This is a genomic window from Sphingobium fuliginis (assembly GCF_015074805.1).
Taxonomy (GTDB): domain Bacteria; phylum Pseudomonadota; class Alphaproteobacteria; order Sphingomonadales; family Sphingomonadaceae; genus Sphingobium; species Sphingobium fuliginis.
On sequence record NZ_CP060035.1, the window covers coordinates 2,401,701 to 2,422,097 of the forward strand.

The following is a 20,397-nucleotide window of genomic DNA, read 5'->3' on the forward strand; positions in this document are numbered from 1 at the left end:
CCTTAACCGGCGTGCGACGGCTGCGGATCGCTGCCCATGCCGGGAAGCGCCTCGCGCTCACCCTCGAGCGCATGGCGGCCAAGCACCGCCTCGGTGATCGAGTTCGGCAACGGCAGCGGCTTTTCGAAGCGCGAGATCAGCGGCAGGATGATCAGGAAGTGGGCGAAATAATAAGCCGCCGCGACCTGGGAGATCATCACATAGGGTTCCGCCGCCGGCGCGCCGCCGCAATAGCCCAGGATCAGCACGTCGACGATCAGGATCCAGAAGAACTTCCTGAAGGTCGGGCGATAATTGCCCGACCGCACCGGGGAGGTGTCCAGCCAGGGCAGGAAGAAGAGCAGCAGGATCGACGCGAACATCGCCAGCACGCCCAGCAGCTTCGCCGGGACGAAGAAGAAGTCCACGGTGAAGGCGCGCAGGATCGCGTAGAAAGGCCAGAAATACCATTCAGGCACGATATGCGCCGGCGTCGAAAGCGGGTTCGCCTCGATATAATTGTCCGGATGGCCCAGATAGTTGGGCGCATAGAACAGCAGGACCGCGAACAGGATCAGGAACACGCCCGCCCCGAAACCGTCCTTCGCGGTGTAATAGGGGTGGAAGGGCACGGTGTCCTGCGGCCCCTTCACTTCCACGCCGGTCGGGTTGGAGGAACCCGGAATATGCAGCGCCCAGATGTGCAGGATCACCACGGCGGCGATCACGAAGGGCAGCAGGAAGTGCAGCGAGAAGAAGCGGTTGAGCGACGCGTTGCCGGGGGCGAAACCGCCCAGCAGCCAGGTCTGGATCGGCTCGCCCACCACGGGGATCGCGCCGAACAGACCGGTGATCACCTTCGCGCCCCAGTAGGACATCTGCCCCCAGGGAAGCACATAGCCCATGAAGGCGGTCGCCATCATGAGGAGGAAGATGACGAGGCCCAGCAGCCACACCATTTCGCGCGGCGCCTTGTAGGAACCGAAGAAAAGACCGCGGAAGATGTGCAGATAGACCACGATGAAAAAGAAGCTGGCGCCGTTGGCATGGGCATAGCGCATCAGCCAGCCGGCGTTCACGTCGCGCATCGTCTGTTCGACGGTGCCGAAGGCGACCAGCGTGTTGGCGCCGTAATGCATCGCCATGATCACGCCGGTGACGATCTGGATCACCAGCGCGAGACCGGCCAATACGCCGAAGTTCCAGAAATAGTTGAGGTTGCGCGGCACCGGATAACCGGCGCCCACGGCATTGTAGACGAGGCGCGGCAAGGGCAGCTTCTCGTCGATCCACTGCATCGCGGGATGCTTGGGAGTATAATGTTCAGCCCATGGAAAGCTCATGACAGTCCCCCTCAACCCACGAGAATGGCGGTGTCGGAAGTGAAGCTGAACTTCGGCACTTCCAGGTTCTTGGGCGCGGGGCCCTTACGAATGCGGGCGGCGGTGTCGTAGGACGAACCGTGGCAGGGGCAGAAATAGCCGCCATATTCGCCCCTGTTCTCACCCTCGCCCGCGCCCAGCGGCACGCAGCCCAGATGGGTGCAGACGCCCATGGTGACCAGCCACTGCTTCTTGCCGTCGACGGTGCGTTCCTCCAGCGTCTGCGGATCGCGCAGGCTGGACGGATCGACCTTGTCGGCTTCCGCGATTTCCTTGTCGGTCAGGTGCCGGACGAACAGCGGCTGCGACCGGAACGTCGTCTTGATCGCCTGGCCCGGCTGGATGGAGGACAGGTCGACCTCCGTCGAGGCGAGCGCCAGCACGTCGGCGCTGGGGTTCATCTGATCGACCAGCGGTATGACCACCGCGACCGCACCGACCCCGGCGAAGCTCACCGCGGCGATGTTGATGAAATCGCGACGGCGAACACCGTCGCTGCCGCCTCCATCGGAGACGGACGCCCCCTCACTCTCCAAATGTTCAACGATCGCCATGCACCTCAACCCTTGCAAGAACGTCCCTGACCCCGCCGCATTGCCCATTATGGCTATGTTATCGGGAGAGCCGCGGCGCCCAAGCAGAAGGGCGCGCCTTTCCCCCTGGCGCGGTTTGCAGGCCTGATAACCGTAGGATGCGCCATTTGCCAAGCCTTTTAGACAGGCTAGGAGAATTAACCGCGCTGTTCTATGGCGCGGCGCATGCGTATCGCCCTCTATCAACCCGAAATCGCCGGCAATGTCGGCGCGATCCTGCGCCTTGCCGCCTGCTTTTCCGTGCCCGTGGACATCATCATGCCGATGGGTTTCGCCTTTTCCGACGCGAAGCTGAAACGCGCCGCGATGGACTATGGGGCGGCCGCCGACATCACCCAGCATGCAAATTTCGAGGCGTTCGACGCCCGGCGCCGGGCCGAAGGGAGGCGGCTGATGCTGATGAGCAGCCATGCTTCGCAACGCCTGCCGGAGGTGGAATTCCGCGCCGACGACGTTCTGCTGATGGGATCGGAAAGCGCCGGCGTCCCCGACAGCGTGCGCGATCTGGCCGATGTGCGCGTGCGCATTCCGATGGCGCCGGGCTTTCGGTCCTTGAACATCGCCGTTTCCACGGGCATCGCGATAGCAGAGGCCCTTCGCCAGACCGGAAGTTTCCCGCAATGACAGAGTTACCGAAAATGACGTTGGCGCTCGACCCGCAACAGCAAGCCGCCCGCGACTGGTTCGAATCGCTGAGGGACCGCATCTGCGCCGAATTCGAAGCGATCGAGCGGGAGGCCGGGTCCGACGCCCGCTTCGACTATATCGCCTGGAATCGGGAGGCGCCTGGTATAGCGCCCGGCGAAGGCGGCGGCGGCGTGCGCGGCGTCATGAAGGGCAAGGTGTTCGAGAAGGTCGGCGTCAACGTCTCGACCGTGGGCGGCGCCTTCTCTCCGGAGTTCGCCAGGACCATCCACGGCGCGAGCGAAGACCCGAGCTTCTTCGCCACCGGCATCAGCCTGGTCGCGCACATGGCCAATCCCCATGTGCCCGCCGTGCATATGAACACGCGCTATCTGAGGACGTCCAAAAGCTGGTTCGGCGGCGGCGCGGATCTCAACCCTCCCCTGCCGCGCGAGGAGGACACGGCGCATTTCCATGATGTGCTGAAGGCCGCCTGCGACGCCCATGACCCGGACTATTATCCCCGTTTCAAGTCATGGGCAGACGATTATTTCTTCATTCCGCATCGCGGCGTCCATCGCGGCGTCGGCGGAATATTCTACGACCATCTGGAGGGCGATTTCGACGCGAATTTCGCCTTCACGCGGGACGTGGGCGAGGCGTTCCTCAAGGCCTTCCCGCCCATTGTCCGGCGGCGCATGGGGGAAAGCTGGTCGCGGGAGGATCATGCCCGCATGCTCGAATGGCGCGGCCGCTACGCCGAATTCAACCTGGTGCATGACCGCGGCACGCTGTTCGGGCTGAAGACCGGGGGCAATGTCGACGCGATCCTGATGAGCCTGCCGCCGATGGCGAGCTGGAGCTGAGCATGGGCCTGACGCCCGTTCCCGACGACCGGATCGCGACGATCGTCACCCATCTGGAAATGCGGGAGCGGCCGAAACCCGCCCCCATCCCGCCCGCCCCGTTGCGGCTGGTGCCATGGAAGGCGCCGACGCCAGAGGCCTATCGCGCGCTGTTCCGGCGCGTGGGTGAGCCGTGGCTCTGGTTCTCCCGCCTGGTGATGGACGACGCCACGCTGAGCGCGATCATTCACGATCCCGCGGTCGAGGTCTATGCCGTCACCGATCCCCGGGGCGTGGAGGTGGGGCTGCTGGAACTCGACTTCCGTTCATTGCCCGACTGCGAGCTGGCCTTTTTCGGACTGATCCCGGAATTGACCGGCAAGGGTCTGGGCCGATGGCTGATGGCGCAGGCCAAGGCGCTGGCCTGGCGCAAGGAGGTCACGCGCTTCTGGGTGCACAGCTGCACGCTCGACAGCCCCGCGGCGCTGGGATTTTACCGCAAGGCGGGCTTCGTGCCCTACAGGCGTGAAGTGGAAATCTTCGCCGATCCGCGACTTGCGGGGCTTTTGTCGCCCGACGCCGCGCCGCATGTGCCGGTGCTGGGTCAGCTGCCCTCCGCCTGACGATAGAGCCGCGCCAGCATCACCAGCATATAGACCTGCACCACCGTCGACACGACAGCGGCAGCCACGCCGCCGATCAGCCGGCCGCCCGTCGGACCGCCGATCAACGTCCCGATCAGGCCGAACACCGCCTGCGCCGCGCCGCCGACAATGGCGGACAACAGGGTCAGCGCCACGATGAAGCCGAACAACCGCCAGAAATGCCCCCTGGTCAGCGCCCAGCCATGGCGCAGCGACGCCATGACGCCGGCCGTCCCGTCGATCACCACGGGATTGAGCAACAGCAGCCGCACGCTCGCGAAGATGGTGACGGCCACCACTCCCACGCCGAGCAGCAGCGCCAGCGTCGCGCCCAGAGGCTTGGCGATGAGCGACAGGACCGTCACCGCCAGGGTGGCGGCGATCACCGCGCCGGCCAGGAAACCGGCGACCACCAGCGCCACGCCCAGCAGCACCGGAAGCCGCGCAAAGCTCAGCCGCAGCGCCTCTCCCACGCTGATGCCCGGGCGCAGGGCGAGCGCCAACAGGGTCAGCGATCCGAACCCGATGATGATCATCGCCAGCATCATCGCCAGCCAGAAGCTGCCCGGCACCTGCGGCATGGTGGTTTCCGACAGGTTCCATTTGGCGAGTTCCGGCGGCGTCATCTCCTGAAGGATGAGGCCCGGCAGGGCGACGAACAGCAGGGCGACGGGAAACAGCAGGCTGCTTTCGCGCGCGACGAAGGCGACCGCCTCCTCCCACGCCTTGCCGATGGACATTGTCGCCATATCTCTACGCCCTGTTCTCTACCCGATGCTCTGAAAATCGCGGAGGAGACTTGATCGCTCGCTCTGCCCAAGTCAAGGAAGCGCCATGTCCTCGCCATCCCCAGCCCAAGCCCCTGACGCCCCCAGCGTGGAATGGCGCGTGGAAAGCGCGCCCGTCGACTACCCCCGGGCGCTGGCCGAGATGGAGGGCCGGGCCGCCGCGATCTTCGAGGGGCAGGCCGCAGAGCGGGTCTGGCTGCTCGAACATCCGCCGCTTTACACGGCCGGAACCAGCGCCGATCCGGCCGAACTGCTCGACCCGCGCTTTCCGGTGCACGATGCGGGGCGGGGCGGACGCTATACCTATCATGGGCCGGGCCAGCGCATCGGCTATCTCAACATCGACCTGCGGAATCGGGGCAAGGACGTGCGCAATTTCGTCCATCACCTGGAGGGATGGATGATCGATGCGCTGGCCGATTTCGGCATAGCGGCCCGGCGCGCGAAGGGACGGATCGGCATCTGGACCGACGATGCCCAGGGGCGGGAGGCGAAGATCGGCGCCCTCGGCATCCGGGTGCGGCGCTGGATCACGCTTCATGGCTTTTCGATCAATGTCGATCCCGACCTGTCCCATTTCGGAGGCATCGTGCCGTGCGGCCTGGCCGAATATCCTGTGACGAGCATGGCCGCGCTGGGCGTGAAGGCATCGATGACCGAGCTGGACTCGGCGCTTGCCCGGCATTTCCCGGCCTTTCTCGGCCGCCTGCGCCGGTGTCCGGCGGCAGATGGAGCGGGGGTTGAGCAATGCGGGACGGGCCGCTAGGGTCGCGGCTTTCGCCAGGTGGGGGGCTGCCGGGCATGCTGCAACGCTTTAGGAGACCCGGATGCGTCCTGACGTCAAGACGACAATGGCAATATTGGTTTCGGCCGGCTGCATGGCGCTGGCCGGATGCGGCAGCAAGAAGGAAAGCGGCACCGCCGTCCCGATGAACAATCTGGAAGTGGTCGACGGCACCGCCACCGACGCCATGACCGATCTGGACGGGGTGCAGAGCGAGGGCGTGGCCGTCGCGCTTCCCGCCAACCGCAGCGACAATGCGGCCGCTCCGGCGGCGGCGGCGAAGAATGAGAGCGAGGGCAAGCCCGCGGCCGATACCGAAGTGCTGTCGGATCAATAGGCTGGCGTCCGCGTTCAGGCATGATACAGACGGGCGGGAGATAGTTCGCAGCGCTCGTTACAAAGAGGGATTTCAATGACATTGCGTTATGTGGGCCGTTCCATTGGACACCGATCCCTTGGACGCCGGGTCGTGCTGGGGCTGGCCATGACGGCGGCGACGCTGATGGCGCAGCCGGCCGCCGCGCAATTCTTCTGGTCGCCGCCCGATTTCTCGACCCCGCCCCTGACCGACGCCGAAGCCACGACCGCGCTGGGCCTGCCGGGCGCGACCGCGGCGGAGGTCAAGGCCGGGCTGGTGTGGAACCTGCGCGCGGCGTTGAACGTCGCGGCCCTGCAATGCCAGTTTGAGCCGACCCTGCTGTCGATCAGCAATTACAACGCCATGATCGCCCATCACGACGCCGAACTGGACGCCGCGCAGACGACGCTGCTCGGCTATTTCCAGCGGACGGTCGGCAAGGGCAAGCCCGGCCAGATGGCATCGGACCAATATGGCACGCGCATCTATTCCGGCTATTCGACGGTGCAGGCGCAACGCGGCTTCTGCCAGGCGGCGGCGCTGGTCGGACGGCAGGCGATCTTTGCCCAGCGGGGCACGCTGAACGAGGTGGCGCGCAACGGACTGGGGTCGATCAAGAAGTCGCTGGTCCTGGCGGGCGAGCAATTTTACGGCGATCCGGGACGCAGCTATTCGCTGACCCTGCCGTCCTTCGACCCCAAATGCTGGAAGAAGGGCAAGATGCTGCCTGCGTGCCAGCTCGCATGGAACCAGAAGATCGGCGTCCAGCCTTAAGGCAACGGCGCCAATCACGACATTCCTCCTCCCGCAAACGGGAGGGGGCAAGGGGGGCGGGCTGGCGCGACGTCAGCGACAGGTTTCAGCGGCCAGAGTGGTTTTCATCGCTCCAGGATGGAAGCTTCCCCTGAGGCAGGCCACGGCCCTCAGCGCAATCCCAGATATTTGTGCGACTGAAGGCTGAGCCGCCAGCGGGGCCGCCCCATCACCAGATCCACCGCCGCCCGCGCGTTTTCCGCTGCCTTCGGATCGTCCAGCGGCTGCACCAGCCAATGATCGAAGGCCCAGCGCTCCATATCCTCGACATCCGCCAGGCTGTGCCCCCGCCCCGGCTGCGGCCAGACCAGCTTCAGCTCATTGCCGCTGCGCTGGACCACCTCGCTGCCCGCCTTGGGGCTGATGCAGACCCAGTCCAGCCCCGGATGCGCGGGCAAGGTGCCGTTGCTCTCGATCGCAATGGCAAAGCCGCGCGCATGGAGCGCATCGACCAGAGCATCGTCCACCTGGAGCATCGGTTCCCCGCCGGTCAGCACGATATAGCGCCCCTCCCGCCCCTCGCCCCAAAAGGCGAGCGCGGCCTCGGCCAGACCGTCCGCATCCGCGAACCTGCCCCCGCCATCGCCGTCGGTGCCGACGAAATCGGTGTCGCAAAAGCGGCAGACGGCGCTTGCCCTGTCCTGCTCCCGCCCGGTCCAGAGGTTGCAACCGGCAAAGCGCAGGAAGACCGCCCGGCGGCCGGCATGGACGCCCTCTCCCTGAAGGGTCAGGAACATTTCCTTGACGGCGTAGCTCATGGCGTCAGGGCTTCACCGCATAGTCGGTGGGATCGGGCAGGCCGGCCTCCACGAAACCCTTGGACCGCAGGCGGCAACTGTCGCAGAGGCCGCAATGCCTGCCGTCCGGCGTCGGATCGTAGCAGGACCAGCTCAGCCCCGTATCCAGCCCCAGCCGATAGGCTTCGCGCACGATGTCCGCCTTGCTCATATGCTGGAGCGGGGCATTGATCCGGACCGGATTCCCCTCCACCCCTGCCTTGGTGGCGAGCGCGGCCATCTTCTGAAAGGCGTCGATGAACTCCGGCCGGCAATCGGGATAGCCCGAATAATCGAGCGCATTGACGCCGATGAACACGTCGTTCGCGCCCGCCACCTCGGCCAGGCCCAGGGTCAGCGACAGGAATATGGTGTTGCGCGCGGGTACATAGGTGACGGGAATGCCGGTCCCGACGCCGCCCTTGGGCACGGCAATGTCCGCGGTGAGCGCAGACCCGCCAAAGGCCGTCAGGTCCAGCGGCAGCACGATATGCGAGATGGCGTTCAGCGCCGACGCGACTCGACCCGCCGCCTGCAATTCCAGCCGGTGGCGCTGATTATAGTCGATCGACAGGGCGAACAGGCGATAACCGGCCTCGCGCGCCAGCCCGCCCGCCACCATGGAGTCGAGCCCGCCCGACAGCAGGACGACGGCGAATTTTCCGTTATGGGCAACCATGAGCGCCGCGCTACGCCTCCCGACGCGTCAGCGCAAGCCGGTCGCGCCTAATGGCAGGCGCCGAGCCAGCGGCCCTCCAGCGCGAAGGCGAAGGGCGCGCCGTCGGCAATGCCCTGCGACTGGATCTGCACCAGCCGGGACGTTTCGACGCGCAGGTCCGTCCGCCCATTGCCCGCCGCGCCGCATTCATAGGTGACGACCAGCCGGTTGGCGACATCGCTGACGGTGAAGCTCTTGCAGGCATGGCCCGCATGGCGGCTTTGCAGAAGCTGGCTGAGGCTGGAGACGCAGAGCTTGCGCGCGGCGCCATCCTCGCCCCGCCCGCGCAATTCCCATTCACCCGTCTCCAGTCCCTTGGGCAGGCGTGACGCGGGCGCCGCCGCCTGCACGGCAGAAACCGCCATCATCATCGCCGCCGCACCAAGGGCGCGCCGCTTTGCCACCATTCCGATCCCCCTGTCGATCGTTGCTGATCCAGATCAGCCTTGCGCGTCAATTGCGGCAATTTGATAGCAATAAGGAGGGCGCCCGCTCATTCCTCCGCAAAGCTGGCGAGCGCGACCGGGAAAAGACGCGAGCAGAAGGCGCAATCCACGCCGATAATGCCCTGATCATCCGCCATGTCCGCCCGCTCCGCCGCCGGAAAGCGGCCGATGACGCTGCGGATATGATCGAGGTCGCAACGGCACCCCTTGCTGAGCGCCGTGGGATCGGTGACGCGCACCTCCTCCTCTTCGTGGAACAGCCGCCAGACGATGTCGGACAGCGGCAGCGCGTTGTCGGTCAGTTCCGCGTCCTTGAGCGTGTGGGCCAGCGCCTGGACATGCTCCCATTCCGGATGGTCGTGGCGGACATGCAGCCGTTCCCGCCCGACTTCCCCCTCGGGCAGGTGCTGGAGCAGCAGGCCAGCGGCAAGGCACCCCTCCCCCGCGTCGTGGCGCGTGGCGATCTGGATGATGCTGGGGATCTGCTCGGACTGGAAGAAATAATGTTCCGCCGCATCGGCAAGCGATTCGCCGTCCAATGGGACGATGCCCTGATAACGCTCGCCAGTCACCGCCTGGTCGAAGGTGATGGCGAGATAGCCCTTGCCGAACAGGCCGAACAGCGTCGGATCGGGGCCCAGTTCGGCCAGCCGGTCGGCATCGAACTTGGCATAGCCGCGCACCTCGCCGCCCTTATAGTCCGCCACCAGCAGGCTGACGACGCCATTTTCGGTCTGCGCCTGAAGCGTGAGCTGCCCACCCGCATCCTTGAGCGTCGAGCCGAGCAGCGCCGCCAGCACCAATGCGGAGGCGAGCAGCCGCTCGATCTGCGGCGGATAGGCATGGGCGGCAAGGACATCGTCGAGCACCGGCCCCAGCCGCACGATCCGCCCGCGCGCGTGGCGGGAGGGGATGGTGAAGCCAAGGGCCTGGTCAAGGGTAGCGGAAGAGGTCAAGTCAGGCTCCGTGCGGCGCGCCGGGGCGCGCCGATCATGCAAAGGCGCTTAGATAGGTTGCGATGCCCGGGCATGCAAATGCACTTGGGTTTGGACTTGATCGGTGGGATGCGGACGGTCTGATCGCGGCCCGCTCCTTGGGACAGGTCGTGCTCCCGCGCCGGCGGGAACCCGGTTCAGGCGATGCGATAATCTGCGAAGGGCGGGACCGGGCTCCTGGCCGCGCAGGAGCCCCAAACTCAACCAAGCCGGCCCAACGCCCAGAGCAGCACCGACTTCTGCGCATGGATGCGGTTTTCCGCTTCGTCCCAGATCACCGATTGCGGCCCGTCTATCACCGCTTCCACCACTTCCTCGCCGCGATGGGCGGGCAGGCAATGGAGGAACTTCGCCGCGGGCTTCGCCAGCGCCATCAGTTCCGGCGTCACCTGATAGGGCATCATCGCCTTGAGCTTCTCCTCGGCATGGGCCTGGCCCATGGAGATCCAGGTGTCGGTGACGACGATGTCCGCGCCGGCCACCGCCGCCAGCGGGTCGCGGGTGCGAGTGATGGTCGCGCCACGCGCCTGCGCTTCGGCCTCGAAGGACGGGTCGGGGTCATAACCCTCCGGCACGGCGATGCGCACGCCGAACTTCATCAGGCCCGCCGCCTCGACGATGGAATGGAGGACATTGTTGCCGTCGCCCAGCCATGCCCATTGGCTGCCGGGCAATGCCACGCCATGCTCCACCACGGTCAGCAGGTCGGCGACGATCTGGCAGGGGTGCGACAGGTCGGTCAGGCCATTGATCACCGGAACACTGGCGTAATGCGCCATTTCCTGGATCTTCGCATGATCGTCGGTGCGAATCATGATGGCGTCGGCCATGCGGCTCAGCACGCGGGCGGTGTCCGCAATCGTCTCGCCCCGGCCAAGCTGGCTGGTCGCGCCGTCCAGGATCAGCGATGTGCCGCCCAACTGGCGGATCGCCATGTCGAACGACACGCGGGTGCGGGTCGAATTCTTCTCGAAGATCATCGCCAGCGTGTGACCGGCGAGCGGCGCATCCGCATCCGCTTTGCCCTTGGGCCAAGCTTTGCGCGCGGCCTTCCGGTCGATGGCGTCGGCAATCATGGCGGCGATCGCATCGCCGCCGGCGTCACTCAGATTCAGGAAATGATTGGTCATGAGGAACCCCCTCAACCCGTTCGGGCGAACGGAGATTAATTCAGGCCGCAGCCTCCGCAAAGCTCCGCGCCCCGGCGGAAAGCCGTTCGACGCATTCCGCGACATGGCTTTCCTCGATCACGAGCGCCGGCAGGATGCGCACGACATTCTGCCCCGCCGACACGGTCAGCAGGCCGTGATTGTCGCGCAGATGCGCCACGAACTCGCGGGCGTCATAGTCGCTCTTCAGCTTCACGCCGAGCATCAGGCCCAGCCCACGCACATCCTCGAACATGTCGTGATTGGGGATAAGCTGCTCCAACGCCGAACGCAGGCGCGCGCCGATGGCCTTCACATGGTCGAGGAAACCCTCGCCCAGCACTTCGTCCAGCACCGTCATGCCGACGGCCATGGCCAGCGGATTGCCGCCATAGGTCGACCCATGGGTGCCGAACACCATGCCCTTGGCCGCTTCCTCGGTCGCGAGGCAGGCGCCCAGCGGGAAGCCAGCGCCAATGCCCTTGGCCACCGCCATGATGTCGGGGGTCAGGCCATATTGCTCATGCGCGAAGAAGGTGCCGGTGCGGGCATAGCCGCACTGCACCTCGTCCAGGATCAGCAGCAGGCCCTGATCGTCGCACAGCTTGCGCAGGCCGCTCAGAAACTCCTGCGTCGCCGGCGTCACGCCGCCTTCGCCCTGCACCGTTTCCACCAGGAAACCGGCGGTGTTCTCATCGACGGCGGCCGTCGCGGCCTCCAGATCGTTGAACGGCACCACGGTGAAGCCGGGCAGCAGCGGTTCGAAACCGTCGCGCATCTTGGGCTGGCTGGTGGCGGAGATCGTCCCCAGCGTCCGCCCATGGAAGGCGTTGTCGAAGCTGATGATCTTGTGCCGGTGCGCCTCGCCATTGGCATAGTGGTAACGGCGCGCGGTCTTGATCGCGCATTCCACCGCTTCCGCGCCCGAATTGGTGAAGAACACCGTATCGGCAAAGGTCGTGTCGACCAGACGCTGCGCGAATTTCTCGCCCAGCGGCATGCCGTAGAGGTTCGACGTGTGCATCAGCGTCGCGGCCTGATCCGCGATCGCCTTGACCAGCTTCGGATGGCCATGGCCCAGCAGGTTGACCGCGATGCCGCTGGCGAAATCCAGATAGCGTTCGCCGCGTTCCCCGATCAGATAGCAGCCCTCGCCTCGGACCGGGCGTACATCGCACCGGGGGTAAACGGGCATGAGCGGCGTAATCGACATGGTCCTTCCCTTTCTGGGCTGATGCAAACAAAGTCCGAAACGCAAAAAGGCGGCCCCCGCCGGGCCGCCCTTTGCGAGCGCTGCCTATACAAGCGCGCCTTTGAAGGCGCAACCCCGTGCAACATGCCGTCATCCGGCGAAAGCCGGGATGACGGACGCCTTCAGCCGATCTGGTTCCACGCCTCCGCGATCTCGCCGATCATCAGGCGGGCCTGCTCCACCGGCGCGGCATCATGCTCCTTGGCGCTGACGAGCAGCAGGCGCCGCGCTTCGCGGTAGATCTGGGCGAGGCCAGTGGCGATGTCTCCGCCCTTGTCGAAATCGAGGCTCGATTCCAGCGCGAAGAGGATCGACATGGCGCGGGCCTGCTTGTCGGAAACCTTGAGCCGGTCGCCATTGCGTTCCGCCAGCGCGGCGGCATCCAGCGCCAGCAGCAGCTCGTCGAACAGCACCTTGACCAGCGCGTGGGGCGTCGCACCCTCGATCCGGCTGCCCGAATGGACCGCCGCATAGCGCCGCGCCGCTGCCGTGCCGCCGAACCCGCCATGATTGTAGAACATGATATTCCGACCCTTTCGGTATTAATTGTCGTTTTTGGTCCAGAGGGCGACCTGCTGCTGGAGATAGCTTTGCGTCGCCTTCAACGCCGACAGGCGCGTTTCCATGGCCGAATAGACCTTGGTGAGCTGCTCCTGATAGTTGGTCATCTGGGTATCGAGCTTGTCGAGCTGATCCGTCAGATCCTTCGCCAGCTTCTCATATTTGTCCTGCGTGGTGGCGAGCGGTCCGCCATCCTTCTTGATATTGTCGCGCACGCTGTCCATCAGGCCGGCAAGGCCGATATTCGTGGCGGTCTTGACCGACGGGTTCAGCAATTGCGTGATCGCCTTTGGATCGGCCGCAATCGCCTTGTCCAGCGCCTTGGTATCGAGCGACAGCGTACCGTCGCGATTGGTGCTGACGCCCAGGTCGTTCAGCGTCTTGTAGGCGCCGGTGCTGCTGAGCTGGGCCGACACCATCTGCGAAAGCTGCCGCTTCATGTCGCGGATCGAGGATTCTCCGTTCAGCACGCCCGCATTGGACGAGTCCGTGCCGGTGGAGGTGGCGGTGTTCAGCGCCTTCATCAGCGTGTTGTAGGCGTCGACGAATTCGACCATCAGGTCGCGCATCGACGTGGTCGGCTCGGTCGTGGCGAGCGTGACGCTGGTCCCAGGCGCCGCCTTGTTGAGGTCGATGCGCAGATAGGGGATCGCGCCGTCGATGGTGTTGCCGGCATAATGCTGCTCCACGCCGTCGAGCAGGATCACCGCGTCCGCCGGGTCGGCGGCGCTGGCCATGGTGCTGCCGGCCGGGACGCTGGCCTTGGTCCAGGCGAACTGGTCCAGGGACGCGCCGCTGGCATCGGGGGTGGAGGAAGAAACCGTCAGCGAGATGTCGTTGGCCGCACCGGTCGGCCCCTTCATCATCAGGCGGGTGCCCTGCGAATCGGTGATGACGGAGGCGGTGACGCCGGTACCGGACGCGTTGATGGCGGCGGCAAGGCCGGCATAGCTGTTGTTGGCCGAGGTGATGGTGACGGGAACCGCGGCGCCGGAACCGACCTTCAGCATCAGCGTGCCCGTGCCCACGGTCGCCGCCGCGCCGCTTGCCGCATCGGTGTTCGCGTTGACCGCCGACACCAGCGTCCGGCTGGTCGCCAGGTTGCGCACTTCGATCTGCGCCGGAAGGCCGGTGGGCGTGCCGCCGGGCAGCGCGCTGACCGAAGCGATGCTGGGGTCGTTGGAAGCCGGCGCGCCCGAATAGCCGGTGCCCGCGAGCAGGCTGTTCAGCGCATCGGCAAAGGTGTCGAGCGAACTGGAGGCCGACGCCAGGGCGGAAATCCGCGCGGTGTTCAGCGTCTGGCGACTGGTGATGGCCGTCTGGCGCGGTTCCTTGGTGGCGCTGACCAGGCTGGAGACGAGCGACGCGGTGTCGATGCCCGATCCCGCGCCTAGCGCCGTCAAGATGCTGCTGCTCACCGAAGTCATTGGCCGTCCTTTCAAGAGAGAGAACGGCCCTAGCGCGAAGACCTTTAGGAATGATTTTCAGGGGGGAAGGCAGGAGCCCACCTCACCGACGCAACATCCAGGCCGCGTGGACGAATTTCGAAATGTCCGGGATTGGCCAATCCAAGACATTCCCCTCCCGCAAGCGGGAGGGGAATGTCGGCAATCCACCCCAACCGCTCAGACCACAGTCCTGAATTTCTCAACGCCGCCTGCAACGGCGCGCTCGCGAGCAGGCGCAGGAGCGCCGCGACGAACCCGGCTCAAACGCCCGGAGACAGAATCTGGTCGACCGCGCCGCGACGGATGTTGGCCTGCGCCGCATGGGCATAGGCGGCCTGCTCCGCGATGCGCTTGGCGACGCGGATCGTGCTTTCCACCGCCTCCTTGGAGGCCGGGGGCAAGGGGACCAGTATCTGCGGCTCGGGCAGCATCGACTGGATTTCGTCGGCTGCCCCGTCGACCGTCACCGTGCCGCCCTGACTGCGCAATTCAGCCAGAATGTCGGCAATGCGGGCATGCACCTTGGCATATTCGGCGCTGGTCGCGATGCTTTCCTCCACGCCCGACTGATCCTCCGGCGTCGGCGCCTGCCGGGACGATCCACCGCCCTGATGCACGGTGGCGGCCGATGAAATGGGCGCAATCGCGGACACGGCGGACGGCGCGCGGGTCGCGCCGCGCTCCACCGACAGTTCAGTCCGCGAAATATAGTCGTTCATGACGCACATCCTAATGCGTCCCCGTGAAGATTATACGGATATTAAGCCCTAAACTTAAGTTAAGGACGATCGATTTTCAGGAAACCGCTGATTATCAAGATGATTTTTTGCCGTCCGCGTCGAAGCGCAGATCGTCCGGCACGGTGATGAATGGCCGGTCCATCTCGCTCGCCATCCGATTCTCCACCCGGAAGACGAAGGCAAGGACGGTCGCGACCGCCATGTACAGCCCTTCATTGACGATCTGCCCGGCGCGCGAGGTGAAGTATATGGCGCGGGCCAGTTCGGGATATTGCAGCACCGTGACCCCGTTCTGGTCGGCAAGGTCGCGGATCGCCGCCGCCACCGCGTCGCAGCCGCGCGCCACCACCACCGGCGCGGCGTCCTGCCCCGGCTTGTAGCGCAAGGCGACGGCGAAATGGGTGGGGTTGGTGATGATGACGCTGGCCTCCGCCACCGCCTTGCGGGTCGAACCGCTCAGCACCTCATATTGCTTGCGGCGGATATGGCCTTTCAGCTCGGGGGAACCTTCGCTCTCCTTATGCTCGTCCTTGATCTCCTGCTTGGTCATCGACAGCCGCCTGGACCGCTGCATGAGCTGGGCGGGAACGTCGATGCCCGCGATCAGGAACAGGCCCCCCGCCATGATCAGGCAGGTCATGATGAACATATTGCCAAGGTCCGCCATGGCGGGCGCCAGCCCCGCCTTGCCCAGCCCGACGATCTCCGTCAGCCGGTCCCAGATCATCCAGACGCCGATCGCGCCCAGCAGCGCGACCTTGGCGACGGACTTGACCAGTTCGATCAGCCCCTGGAGCCCGAACATGCGCTTGAGGCCGGCGGCGGGATTGAGCTTCGACGCCTTGGGCGCGAAGGCGCCGGGACGGAAGCCGAGCGAGCCGAGCAGCGCCGGCCCCGCAATGGCAGCCAGCAAGGTCGCCAGCAATATCCCCGCGACCGGCAGGGCGATGCCGGACAGCAGCGCGATGCCCCGGTCGGCCGGCGCGAAATTCACGATGTCCTCCCGCCGGAAACGCAACGCCTCTATCAGCATGTCGGACAGGGATTCGACCATGGAGGGCCCCGTGACCGCGATCCAGCCAATGCCGGCCATCACCACCAATGCAGTGGCGAGATCGCGGGACTGGAGAATGTCGCCATTCTTAGCCGCATCCTTCAGCTTCTTGGCTGTCGGCTTCTCGGTCTTTTCGCCGCCGCCATTGCTCCCGGCCATGGTCAGTGCCCCTCCGCAATGGTCTGGGCCTGGTCCAGCCCGGCCTTCAGGGCGGCGGCGATCCCCTCCCCCATGATCGGCGCGGTGACGGCCAGCAGGATGAGCCCCGCCATCAGCGCCACCGGCATGCCGACCGCGAACAGGTTGAGCGCGGGCGCTGTGCGCGCCAGCATGCCCATGACGATCTGCACCAGCACCAGCGCGAAACCGACCGGCAGCGCGATGGTGACGCCCGCGCCGAGCAGCGCGCCGCCGAATTCGATCAGGTGCCAGACCGCATCGTTGCTCAGCATCGCGCCACCCGGCGGCAGCGCCCGATAGCTTTGCACGACAAAGCTCACCAGCATCAGATGCCCGTCCATCGCCAGCAGCAGGAAGGTCGACAGGATGGAGAGGAACTGGCCCACCGCCTGCGTCGCCTGGCCCGACGAAGGATCGACCATCGCCGCGAAATTGAGGCCCATGGTGTTGCCGATAGCCTCCCCGGCCACCAGCGCGGCGGCATAGCCGATCTGCACGGCAAAACCGATGGCGAGGCCGGCAAGCACCTCACCCGCGACCAGCATCACGCCCTGGAAACTGGCGACGCCGTCGGCGGGAAGCTGGATAGGCACGCTGTTGAGCGCTGCCATGCCCAGCGCCAGCGACAGGATCAGCCGCAATTGCAACGGCACGGCGGGCGCGCCGAAGACGGGCGCGGCGATGAAGGCGGCGCCGGGGCGGATCATGGCGATCAGCCAGATCCAGAGCTGGACTTCCACATTGACAAAGCCTGGGGCGAAGCCCGGCGCGATCATTGCAGCAGGTCCGGAATGCGCTCGAAAATCTCGCGCGTGAAATCGGCGATCAGCACCATGATGGAACCGCCGAACAGCACCAGCATCGCGCCGACGACGATGATCTTGGGGATGAAGGCCAGCGTCTGTTCATTGATGGAGGTCGCGGCCTGCACCATGCCGATGACGACGCCTGCGATCAGCGCGGGAATCAGGATCGGCGCTGCCGCCAGCGCCGTGATCCACAGCGCCTGCTGCGCCAGCCCCATGAAGAAATCGGCGTTTTCCATGGATCAGGCCGCCCCGGAGCCGTTTGGAGGAGAGAAGCGCCCGCCCTTCATGTCGCGAACGATCCGGCCAGCGAACCCATGGTCAACGCCCAGCCGTCCACCAGCACGAACAGCAGCAGCTTGAACGGCATGGAGATGATCGTGGGCGACAGCATCATCATGCCGAGCGCCATCAGCGTCGATGCCACCACAAGGTCGATGATCAGGAACGGCAGGAAGATCATGAAGCCGATCTGGAAAGCGGTCTTCAGTTCCGACGTCACAAAGGCCGGCAGCAGGATGGAGAAGGGAATGTCGGCGGGCGAGCGGAAGGCCGGCGCCTCCGCCAGATTGGAGAAGAGCTTGAGGTCCGTCTCGCGGGTCTGCTTGGTCATGAAGCCGTGCAGCACCTTGCCCGAACGGCCCACCGCCTCCTCGATGGAAATCTGCCCCTTGCCATAGGGATCGAAGGCCTGGGCGTTGATCTGGTCGATGGCCGGCCGCATCACGAACAGGGAGAGGAACAGCGACAGGCCGACCAGCACCTGATTGGGCGGCGTCTGTTGCAGGCCAAGCGCCTGACGCAGCAGCGACAGGACGATGATGATGCGGGTGAAGCTGGTCATCATGAGGATCAGCGACGGCAACACCGTCAGCAGGCTCATGAGGATCAGGATCTGCAGCGATAGGGACAGCGAACGGCCGTCGCCGCTGATCTGCCCCATGGCGCGGCTCAGCGCGCCGCCATTGTCGACGGGCGCCGGGGCGGCGGGCGCGGCCTGCGCAAAGGCGGGCATGGCAAGGACCAGGGTCAGCAGCAGCAGCGCCACCACGCCCCATTTCATCATCCCCGCGCAGGCGGGGACCCATCTCCCGGCAGCAGCCTGCGGACCCGAAGTCCGGAGATGGGTTCCCGCCTGCGCCGGAATGACGGTGGCAAGCAGGTCAGCGCCCGGCACGATAAGGGTCGCCTTCCGCGATCTTCTCGATCCGCCCCCGCGTCACGGAAAGCAGGATCTTCTTCCCCTCGAACTCCACGACGGCGAGCTTGCCGAACGTCCCCATCGGCAGCGCTTCCAGCACCTTGAGCGACCGGTCGTTCTGCCCCGCCATCATCCCCGGCTGATATTTGCGCCACAGCCATAGCGCGCCGAAGGCCATGCCGCCGACCAGAGGCAATAAAATCAGCAGCTTGACGAAATACCAGATCATGAGGGCTTTCCGCGAAGATGGTTAATTCGTCATCCGTTCCGAAAGATTGGCGCGCAAGGCAAGCGGTAAATCTGCCGCCTGCGCTTCAGCCGCGCCGCTCGACGCCCGCCAGCCGGCTTTCGGCAGCCGCGATTTCGACGATGCGGATGCCGTAGCGGCCGTTCACCGTCACCACCTCTCCCTTGGCGATCAGCGCGCCGTTGACCATGATGTCGAGCAGGTCGTCGGCCTGGCGGTCCAGTTCCACGACGCTTCCTTCGCTCAGATCCATGACCTCCGCCAGCCGGAGCGAGGTCGACCCGACCTCCACCGACATGCGGACGGGAATGTCGGCCAGCAACCGGAACTGGCGGTTGTTCACCATGCGGGAAATGCTGTCCTCGCCCACGCTGTCAAGGCGGGGGGCTTCGCTCATGTCGCTCATTGTCCGGTTTCCTGTGCAAGCTTTTCGATCTGGAATGCGGCGCGGCCATCCTGTTCGCCGATGGAGCCGTGCGCGACGATACGGTCGCCCACGATCAGCGGCAGGCTGCGGTTGATGGTGACGGGAATGATGTCGCCGGCCTTGAGCTGCATCAGTTCGGCCAGGGACAGGTCGGGGCGCGCCAGCACCGTGCGGGCGGGCAGGCGGATGTCGCGCATGCGGTGGGCGATACGCGCCTGCCACACCGGGTCGGCGCGTTCGTCGTCGATCGGGATGCGGCTGCCCGTCAACGACTCGACGGCGCGCAGCGCGGACAGCGGGAACAGCAGGTCGACGGGCCATTCGGCATCGCGGCTGATGCTGATCAGGAAGCGTTGCAGCACCATCTGCTCGCCCGGCTGGGCCGCGGCGGCGAAGCCGATGCCGGTTTCCCGGACGATCAGACCGGCTTCTATGGCCAACATGTCGCTCCAGCATTCCACCAGCCGGGCCATGAAGGCATCGGAAATCCGCGCGATCAGGCGATCTTCGGTCGGCGTGAACTCGCCGCGCGGCGGCAGGGCACGGTTGCCGATGCCGCCATAGAAACAGTCGACCAGCGTCGAGATCATCGCCGCATCGAGCCGCAGCAGCACCTGCCCCTTGAGCGGCGCCAGGCGATAGACGCCGATGCTGGAGGAGCCGGGCACCTCATGCGCCCAGGCGCCGAATTCCAGCGCGCGCGCGTCCTGCGCGGCGACATGCGGGCGAACCCCGGCGATCGGCTCGATCAGGGCGCGCAAACGCCGGCCGAGCTTTTCGCCCAGCCGGTCCAGCCCCGACAGCATCAGCGGCGCCTGCGATTCCCCCCGCCCGAAGGCGTAGGCTTGAACGTCGGTCATTTCAGTCCCCAGCCGTCCCGGGCGGGGGACTTCCCGCCGATCAGGCAGCCCTATTGAATAACGAAATTGGTAAAATAAACGTTATCGACGCCGCCATAGCCCGTCTTCTGCTTCAGAATGTCGTTAATAATGCCCTTGATCTTCCCCTGAAGCGCCCTTTTCCCCTCCGGCGTCGACAGCGCCTCCACCGGTTGTTCGGCCAGCATCATCAGGACCTGGCTGCGAATCGCCATCTCATGGACCTTGATCGCCTCGACAACGCGAATGTCGTAATAGGTCGAAACGGCGATGGAAATCTGCGCAAAGGCGTCCGTATCCGACATGTTGGAGGTGAACGGCGTCTGAAGCTGGAAATAGGTCGCCTGATAGGCCGCAGGATTGGCCGGGCTGGGCAGGTCGATGCCCTTGGCCGGGACATGGACGCCCGAAGGGGCATGACCCCCGCCGCCGCCCTCATGCCCGCCGCCTTCGCCGCCGCCGCCGCCGGCATAGCCATGGGCCTTCGCCACTTCCTCGGCATTTTCCCCCGCCAGCACGAGCACGGGCTTGTTCGGATCTTCCTTCGGCCCTTCTTCCTTCGGGCTGAAGAAACCCGCGGCGTAAAGACCGCCGGCCGCGCCCGCCCCGCCAACGACCATGGCGATGACGATGAGCAGGATCATCTTCATCCCACCGCCCTTTTTCTTCTTCGGCTTGGCGTCGTCACTCATCGGTCAAAGTCCCCCGCA

The 20,397-nt window shown here is 65.6% G+C and carries 26 protein-coding genes; 6 read left to right on the plus strand and 20 right to left on the minus strand.

Annotation, left to right across the window (positions count from 1 at the left end; genetic code table 11):
- Positions 1 to 2: 2 nt before the first annotated feature.
- Together H5V43_RS11500 and petA are read right to left on the minus strand one after the other, a co-directional pair.
- The gene (locus H5V43_RS11500) at positions 3 to 1,322 is read right to left on the minus strand and encodes a cytochrome b (RefSeq protein ID WP_025548524.1); all 1,320 of its coding nucleotides are present in this window, start codon (positions 1,320 to 1,322) and stop codon (positions 3 to 5) included.
- A gap of 11 nt (positions 1,323 to 1,333) precedes the next feature.
- Positions 1,334 to 1,915, minus strand: a complete 582-nt coding sequence (gene petA, locus H5V43_RS11505) for a ubiquinol-cytochrome c reductase iron-sulfur subunit (protein WP_025548526.1) — start codon at positions 1,913 to 1,915, stop codon at positions 1,334 to 1,336.
- Between the two features lie 192 nt (positions 1,916 to 2,107).
- On the opposite strand from petA, the gene H5V43_RS11510 reads away from it, so the two are divergent.
- The 3 genes from H5V43_RS11510 to H5V43_RS11520 are packed head-to-tail and all read left to right on the plus strand — an operon-like array spanning position 2,108 to position 4,046.
- On the plus strand, positions 2,108 to 2,578 hold the full coding sequence (locus H5V43_RS11510; protein ID WP_037482177.1) for a tRNA (cytidine(34)-2'-O)-methyltransferase: 471 nt from the start codon (positions 2,108 to 2,110) through the stop codon (positions 2,576 to 2,578).
- Between the two features lie 14 nt (positions 2,579 to 2,592).
- Positions 2,593 to 3,444, plus strand: a complete 852-nt coding sequence (hemF, locus tag H5V43_RS11515; protein ID WP_025548529.1) for an oxygen-dependent coproporphyrinogen oxidase — start codon at positions 2,593 to 2,595, stop codon at positions 3,442 to 3,444.
- Between the two features lie 2 nt (positions 3,445 to 3,446).
- Positions 3,447 to 4,046, plus strand: coding sequence for a GNAT family N-acetyltransferase (locus tag H5V43_RS11520; RefSeq protein WP_025548531.1), 600 nt, complete (start codon positions 3,447 to 3,449; stop codon positions 4,044 to 4,046).
- On the opposite strand, the gene H5V43_RS11525 is transcribed toward H5V43_RS11520, so the two are convergent.
- The gene (locus tag H5V43_RS11525; RefSeq protein WP_025548532.1) at positions 4,028 to 4,816 is read right to left on the minus strand and encodes a DUF7847 domain-containing protein; all 789 of its coding nucleotides are present in this window, start codon (positions 4,814 to 4,816) and stop codon (positions 4,028 to 4,030) included. The two genes, H5V43_RS11520 and H5V43_RS11525, sit on opposite strands and share 19 nt — an antisense overlap.
- Before the next feature lie 85 nt (positions 4,817 to 4,901).
- Here H5V43_RS11525 and lipB point away from each other — a divergent pair, with 85 nt between their 5' ends.
- The 3 genes from lipB to H5V43_RS11540 all read left to right on the plus strand — a co-directional run bounded on the left by lipB (position 4,902) and on the right by H5V43_RS11540 (position 6,771).
- On the plus strand, positions 4,902 to 5,621 hold the full coding sequence (gene lipB, locus H5V43_RS11530) for a lipoyl(octanoyl) transferase LipB (RefSeq protein ID WP_025548534.1): 720 nt from the start codon (positions 4,902 to 4,904) through the stop codon (positions 5,619 to 5,621).
- 61 nt (positions 5,622 to 5,682) lie between these two features.
- On the plus strand, positions 5,683 to 5,976 hold the full coding sequence (locus H5V43_RS11535) for a hypothetical protein (RefSeq protein ID WP_025548536.1): 294 nt from the start codon (positions 5,683 to 5,685) through the stop codon (positions 5,974 to 5,976).
- A gap of 75 nt (positions 5,977 to 6,051) precedes the next feature.
- Positions 6,052 to 6,771: a hypothetical protein gene (locus H5V43_RS11540; RefSeq protein ID WP_025548538.1), complete on the plus strand. Its 720-nt coding sequence runs from the start codon at positions 6,052 to 6,054 to the stop codon at positions 6,769 to 6,771.
- 149 nt (positions 6,772 to 6,920) lie between these two features.
- On the opposite strand, the gene queE is transcribed toward H5V43_RS11540, so the two are convergent.
- The 17 genes from queE to H5V43_RS11625 form a co-directional block, all read right to left on the minus strand.
- A complete protein-coding gene (gene queE, locus H5V43_RS11545) occupies positions 6,921 to 7,568 on the minus strand; it encodes a 7-carboxy-7-deazaguanine synthase (RefSeq protein WP_025548539.1) in 648 nt (215 codons plus the stop codon).
- A 4-nt stretch (positions 7,569 to 7,572) separates the two neighbouring features.
- Positions 7,573 to 8,265, minus strand: a complete 693-nt coding sequence (queC, locus tag H5V43_RS11550; protein ID WP_025548540.1) for a 7-cyano-7-deazaguanine synthase QueC — start codon at positions 8,263 to 8,265, stop codon at positions 7,573 to 7,575.
- A 47-nt stretch (positions 8,266 to 8,312) separates the two neighbouring features.
- Positions 8,313 to 8,711, minus strand: a complete 399-nt coding sequence (locus H5V43_RS11555) for a DUF3617 domain-containing protein (RefSeq protein WP_082166205.1) — start codon at positions 8,709 to 8,711, stop codon at positions 8,313 to 8,315.
- Positions 8,712 to 8,797: 86 nt separating this feature from the next.
- Entirely contained in the window at positions 8,798 to 9,706 is a 909-nt protein-coding gene (gene hslO / locus H5V43_RS11560) for an Hsp33 family molecular chaperone HslO (RefSeq protein WP_025548542.1), read from the minus strand.
- Positions 9,707 to 9,945: 239 nt separating this feature from the next.
- Positions 9,946 to 10,875, minus strand: a complete 930-nt coding sequence (gene argF / locus H5V43_RS11565) for an ornithine carbamoyltransferase (RefSeq protein WP_025548543.1) — start codon at positions 10,873 to 10,875, stop codon at positions 9,946 to 9,948.
- Positions 10,876 to 10,915: 40 nt separating this feature from the next.
- Complete coding sequence (locus H5V43_RS11570; protein WP_025548544.1) at positions 10,916 to 12,106, minus strand: aspartate aminotransferase family protein; 1,191 nt, start codon at positions 12,104 to 12,106, stop codon at positions 10,916 to 10,918.
- A 161-nt stretch (positions 12,107 to 12,267) separates the two neighbouring features.
- Positions 12,268 to 12,666, minus strand: coding sequence for a flagellar export chaperone FliS (locus tag H5V43_RS11575; protein ID WP_025548545.1), 399 nt, complete (start codon positions 12,664 to 12,666; stop codon positions 12,268 to 12,270).
- A gap of 21 nt (positions 12,667 to 12,687) precedes the next feature.
- Positions 12,688 to 14,133 carry a flagellar filament capping protein FliD gene (gene fliD, locus H5V43_RS11580; RefSeq protein WP_025548546.1) on the minus strand — a complete coding sequence of 482 codons (1,446 nt, stop codon included), beginning with the start codon at positions 14,131 to 14,133 and terminating at the stop codon, positions 12,688 to 12,690.
- A 281-nt stretch (positions 14,134 to 14,414) separates the two neighbouring features.
- Positions 14,415 to 14,873 carry a hypothetical protein gene (locus tag H5V43_RS11585; protein WP_025548548.1) on the minus strand — a complete coding sequence of 153 codons (459 nt, stop codon included), beginning with the start codon at positions 14,871 to 14,873 and terminating at the stop codon, positions 14,415 to 14,417.
- Positions 14,874 to 14,967: 94 nt separating this feature from the next.
- Positions 14,968 to 16,107 (minus strand): flagellar type III secretion system protein FlhB, encoded by a 1,140-nt coding sequence (gene flhB / locus H5V43_RS11590; RefSeq protein WP_025548550.1) that lies wholly within the window; start codon positions 16,105 to 16,107, stop codon positions 14,968 to 14,970.
- A 2-nt stretch (positions 16,108 to 16,109) separates the two neighbouring features.
- Positions 16,110 to 16,904, minus strand: coding sequence for a flagellar biosynthetic protein FliR (gene fliR / locus H5V43_RS11595; RefSeq protein WP_137710252.1), 795 nt, complete (start codon positions 16,902 to 16,904; stop codon positions 16,110 to 16,112).
- Positions 16,901 to 17,173 (minus strand): flagellar biosynthesis protein FliQ, encoded by a 273-nt coding sequence (fliQ, locus tag H5V43_RS11600; RefSeq protein ID WP_025548552.1) that lies wholly within the window; start codon positions 17,171 to 17,173, stop codon positions 16,901 to 16,903. Before fliQ ends, fliR begins: the two co-directional genes overlap by 4 nt.
- Positions 17,174 to 17,220: 47 nt before the next feature.
- Positions 17,221 to 18,000 carry a flagellar type III secretion system pore protein FliP gene (gene fliP / locus H5V43_RS11605; protein ID WP_025548553.1) on the minus strand — a complete coding sequence of 260 codons (780 nt, stop codon included), beginning with the start codon at positions 17,998 to 18,000 and terminating at the stop codon, positions 17,221 to 17,223.
- A gap of 97 nt (positions 18,001 to 18,097) precedes the next feature.
- A complete protein-coding gene (locus H5V43_RS11610) occupies positions 18,098 to 18,364 on the minus strand; it encodes a FliO/MopB family protein (protein WP_025548555.1) in 267 nt (88 codons plus the stop codon).
- An 85-nt stretch (positions 18,365 to 18,449) separates the two neighbouring features.
- Positions 18,450 to 18,788, minus strand: coding sequence for a flagellar motor switch protein FliN (gene fliN, locus H5V43_RS11615; RefSeq protein ID WP_025548556.1), 339 nt, complete (start codon positions 18,786 to 18,788; stop codon positions 18,450 to 18,452).
- The gene (locus H5V43_RS11620; protein ID WP_025548558.1) at positions 18,785 to 19,669 is read right to left on the minus strand and encodes a flagellar motor switch protein FliM; all 885 of its coding nucleotides are present in this window, start codon (positions 19,667 to 19,669) and stop codon (positions 18,785 to 18,787) included. The genes fliN and H5V43_RS11620 overlap by 4 nt, the downstream gene beginning before the upstream one ends.
- A 50-nt stretch (positions 19,670 to 19,719) precedes the next feature.
- A complete protein-coding gene (locus tag H5V43_RS11625) occupies positions 19,720 to 20,379 on the minus strand; it encodes a flagellar basal body-associated FliL family protein (protein WP_025548560.1) in 660 nt (219 codons plus the stop codon).
- Positions 20,380 to 20,397: the final 18 nt, after the last annotated feature.

Bases quoted from the DNA above. Each gene is read 5' to 3' on its own strand.
- H5V43_RS11620 (WP_025548558.1), bottom strand. From the start codon at position 19,669: ATGACCGACGTTCAAGCCTACGCCTTCGGGCGGGGGGAATCGCAGGCG.
- H5V43_RS11540 (WP_025548538.1), top strand. From the start codon at position 6,052: ATGACATTGCGTTATGTGGGCCGTTCCATTGGACACCGATCCCTTGGA.
- queE (WP_025548539.1), bottom strand. From the start codon at position 7,568: ATGAGCTACGCCGTCAAGGAAATGTTCCTGACCCTTCAGGGAGAGGGC.
- fliQ (WP_025548552.1), bottom strand. From the start codon at position 17,173: ATGGAAAACGCCGATTTCTTCATGGGGCTGGCGCAGCAGGCGCTGTGG.
- H5V43_RS11555 (WP_082166205.1), bottom strand. From the start codon at position 8,711: ATGGTGGCAAAGCGGCGCGCCCTTGGTGCGGCGGCGATGATGATGGCG.
- H5V43_RS11525 (WP_025548532.1), bottom strand. From the start codon at position 4,816: ATGGCGACAATGTCCATCGGCAAGGCGTGGGAGGAGGCGGTCGCCTTC.
- H5V43_RS11570 (WP_025548544.1), bottom strand. From the start codon at position 12,106: ATGTCGATTACGCCGCTCATGCCCGTTTACCCCCGGTGCGATGTACGC.
- queC (WP_025548540.1), bottom strand. From the start codon at position 8,265: ATGGTTGCCCATAACGGAAAATTCGCCGTCGTCCTGCTGTCGGGCGGG.
- hemF (WP_025548529.1), top strand. From the start codon at position 2,593: ATGACGTTGGCGCTCGACCCGCAACAGCAAGCCGCCCGCGACTGGTTC.
- H5V43_RS11500 (WP_025548524.1), bottom strand. From the start codon at position 1,322: ATGAGCTTTCCATGGGCTGAACATTATACTCCCAAGCATCCCGCGATG.
- H5V43_RS11510 (WP_037482177.1), top strand. From the start codon at position 2,108: ATGGCGCGGCGCATGCGTATCGCCCTCTATCAACCCGAAATCGCCGGC.
- argF (WP_025548543.1), bottom strand. From the start codon at position 10,875: ATGACCAATCATTTCCTGAATCTGAGTGACGCCGGCGGCGATGCGATC.
- fliN (WP_025548556.1), bottom strand. From the start codon at position 18,788: ATGAGCGACATGAGCGAAGCCCCCCGCCTTGACAGCGTGGGCGAGGAC.
- petA (WP_025548526.1), bottom strand. From the start codon at position 1,915: ATGGCGATCGTTGAACATTTGGAGAGTGAGGGGGCGTCCGTCTCCGAT.
- H5V43_RS11585 (WP_025548548.1), bottom strand. From the start codon at position 14,873: ATGAACGACTATATTTCGCGGACTGAACTGTCGGTGGAGCGCGGCGCG.
- fliR (WP_137710252.1), bottom strand. From the start codon at position 16,904: ATGATCGCGCCGGGCTTCGCCCCAGGCTTTGTCAATGTGGAAGTCCAG.
- fliD (WP_025548546.1), bottom strand. From the start codon at position 14,133: ATGACTTCGGTGAGCAGCAGCATCTTGACGGCGCTAGGCGCGGGATCG.
- H5V43_RS11625 (WP_025548560.1), bottom strand. From the start codon at position 20,379: ATGAGTGACGACGCCAAGCCGAAGAAGAAAAAGGGCGGTGGGATGAAG.
- flhB (WP_025548550.1), bottom strand. From the start codon at position 16,107: ATGGCCGGGAGCAATGGCGGCGGCGAAAAGACCGAGAAGCCGACAGCC.
- H5V43_RS11575 (WP_025548545.1), bottom strand. From the start codon at position 12,666: ATGTTCTACAATCATGGCGGGTTCGGCGGCACGGCAGCGGCGCGGCGC.
- H5V43_RS11520 (WP_025548531.1), top strand. From the start codon at position 3,447: ATGGGCCTGACGCCCGTTCCCGACGACCGGATCGCGACGATCGTCACC.
- lipB (WP_025548534.1), top strand. From the start codon at position 4,902: ATGTCCTCGCCATCCCCAGCCCAAGCCCCTGACGCCCCCAGCGTGGAA.
- H5V43_RS11610 (WP_025548555.1), bottom strand. From the start codon at position 18,364: ATGATCTGGTATTTCGTCAAGCTGCTGATTTTATTGCCTCTGGTCGGC.
- fliP (WP_025548553.1), bottom strand. From the start codon at position 18,000: ATGATGAAATGGGGCGTGGTGGCGCTGCTGCTGCTGACCCTGGTCCTT.
- H5V43_RS11535 (WP_025548536.1), top strand. From the start codon at position 5,683: ATGCGTCCTGACGTCAAGACGACAATGGCAATATTGGTTTCGGCCGGC.